The 2113-nt window shown below is 57.9% G+C and carries 2 protein-coding genes and 2 pseudogenes; all 4 read left to right on the forward strand.

Features of this window, described 5'->3' with window-relative positions:
• A pseudogene (locus QVO43_RS03350) lies at positions 1-270 on the forward strand (hypothetical protein); the annotation flags it as partial.
• Between the two features lie 33 nt (positions 271-303).
• Positions 304-939: a YSC84-related protein gene (locus tag QVO43_RS03355; protein WP_022487184.1), complete on the forward strand. Its 636-nt coding sequence runs from the start codon at positions 304-306 to the stop codon at positions 937-939.
• Complete coding sequence (tsaA, locus tag QVO43_RS03360; RefSeq protein ID WP_022487185.1) at positions 936-1640, forward strand: tRNA (N6-threonylcarbamoyladenosine(37)-N6)-methyltransferase TrmO; 705 nt, start codon at positions 936-938, stop codon at positions 1638-1640. The genes QVO43_RS03355 and tsaA overlap by 4 nt, the downstream gene beginning before the upstream one ends.
• A gap of 162 nt (positions 1641-1802) precedes the next feature.
• A pseudogene (locus tag QVO43_RS03365) lies at positions 1803-2113 on the forward strand (hypothetical protein); the annotation flags it as partial.

The raw sequence follows: 2113 nt of genomic DNA on the forward strand, positions 1-2113 counted from the left end.
ATGGACCTCCAGAACGGCAGCCACTGGTCCGGAGCCATTAATACGGATAACACCGGCAAGAAGGTGGACGTGAACCTGGACGCCTCCTCCAGCTGGTCCCTGACCGCTGACAGCCATGTGGACGGGTTCACCGACGGAACTACGGCCCTGACCAACCTGAAGGGCAACGGCCACACCCTGTACTACAACAGCAGCAGTGCCGCCAACGCCTGGCTGGGCGGCAAGACCTACGAACTCCAGGGCGGCGGGTATCTGAAGCCGGAGAAATAAGAGTGAAGAGTAAAGAGTGAAGAGGGTCTGATCATGAAACAAACGAAAAAAATCACGGCGTCTCTGCTGGCGGCTCTGGCTTTGACGGCTCCCTGCTTTGCTGCGGGGGCTGCGGCCCAGCCGGCCGGTGATAAAACGGCCCAGACGGCTCCTCTGACCAAAGAAGACCGGGAACGGGCGGAACTGCGGACCAAGACCTACAAGGCCCTGCTGGATCTGTACAAACGGAAACCCCAGTCCCGGAAGGCCATCCAGAACGCTTTCGGCTATGCAGTGTTTGTGGACACCAGCTACAGCGTGGGACTTTTAGGTGGGGGCCACGGCCGGGGACGGGCCATCAACCAGCACAGCGGCCGGGAAGTGTTCATGAAAATGGGCGAGATGAAAGTGGGCCTGGGCCTGGGGGTCCGGCAGTCCAACATCATCTTTGTGTTCGGCAATGAAGACGCCTTCAATTCTTTCATTACCAAAGGATGGACTTTTGGTGGTGAAGCGGTGGCTGCTGCCGGAGACGGGGTCAATGGAGACGCCCTGGAAGGCTCCTTCCAGGTGGCACCGGGCATGTGGATGTACCAGGTGACCACCAAGGGGCTGGCCGCTGATCTTACCGTAAAGGGCACCCGGTTCTACGTGGACAAGGACCTGAATGTGAACACGGTGGTGAAATGACGGAATTGCAAACTCAGGAACAGGGCCCCCTGACCCTCCGGCCGGTGGCCTGGTACCGGGGCCTGCTGCCGGAAAAATTCGGCCTGCCCCGGCAGAGCGGCCTGGTGCCGGATCTGACAGGACGGGTGGAAATGGCGGAAGGGTTCCGGGAACGGGAAGCCCTCCGGGGCCTGGAAGGGTTCTCCCACCTGTGGCTGATCTGGGGCTTTTCCCAGAACCACACCTGGTCGCCTACCGTGCGGCCGCCCCGGCTGGGAGGCAATACCCGTCTGGGTGTCTTCGCCACCCGGTCCCCCTTCCGTCCCAATCCCCTGGGCCTGTCCCTGGTGGAACTGGACAAAATCATCTGGGAGGGCCCCCATGGCCCGGAACTGTGGGTGAAGGGGGCGGACCTGATGGACGGTACCCCCATTTATGACATCAAGCCCTATGTGCCCTACGCCGATGCCCGTCCCGACGCACGGAGCGGCTTCGCCCAGGGGGCGGACAGCACCCTGGAGGTCCGGTGTTCTCCGGACCTTTTGGACAAACTGCCGGAAGACCAGCGGGGGGCCCTTTTGGGGATCCTGTCCCAGGACCCCCGGCCCCATTACCAGAAAGATCCGGACCGGATCTACGGTATGGCCTTCGGAGCATGGAATGTAAAGTTCCGCATTGCAGAAGAAAATGTAACTGTAATTTCCATTGAAAAGATTCAATAATCATCAAAATAAGAAAAAAAGAGCTGTTACCTGTATTTTACAGAGAACAGCTCTTTTTTTATCTGTCTTGCAATTCCCTCTTCCGACCAGATGCGGTTGTTTATCCAACCGCATCTTTTTATGTTATACTAGAAATATTAAGGAAAAAAGGAGCGTGGAACCATGTTTAAAAAAGCGGTTTTGGCGGCTCTGGCCCTTTGCTTCAGCCTGTCCGTCCCGGCTTTTGCCGAGGTGGAAAGCCAGCAGGCCCAGGTGGGGAACCTGGAAATGACCTGGCCGGTGGTCCATACCAAAAACAAAAAAGCGGATACCATGATCAACAAGGACATCAAGACCTTTATGGATGATTTCCGGGCCGGGTTCGTGGACCGGAAGTTCACCTCCGGCCGGACCTGGTATGAAACCAAATACGAGGACAACCAGCTGGTTTCCCTGGTGCTCAGCGATCTGCGGACCCAGGGCAGCGACAACAA

The organism is Acidaminococcus sp. CAG:542, assembly GCF_000437815.1.
Lineage (GTDB): Bacteria > Bacillota > Negativicutes > Acidaminococcales > Acidaminococcaceae > Acidaminococcus.

What these genes read in the sequence shown, in the direction of transcription:
- tsaA (WP_022487185.1), top strand. Translation starts at nt 936, where the DNA reads ATGACGGAATTGCAAACTCAGGAACAGGGCCCCCTGACCCTCCGGCCG.
- QVO43_RS03355 (WP_022487184.1), top strand. Translation starts at nt 304, where the DNA reads ATGAAACAAACGAAAAAAATCACGGCGTCTCTGCTGGCGGCTCTGGCT.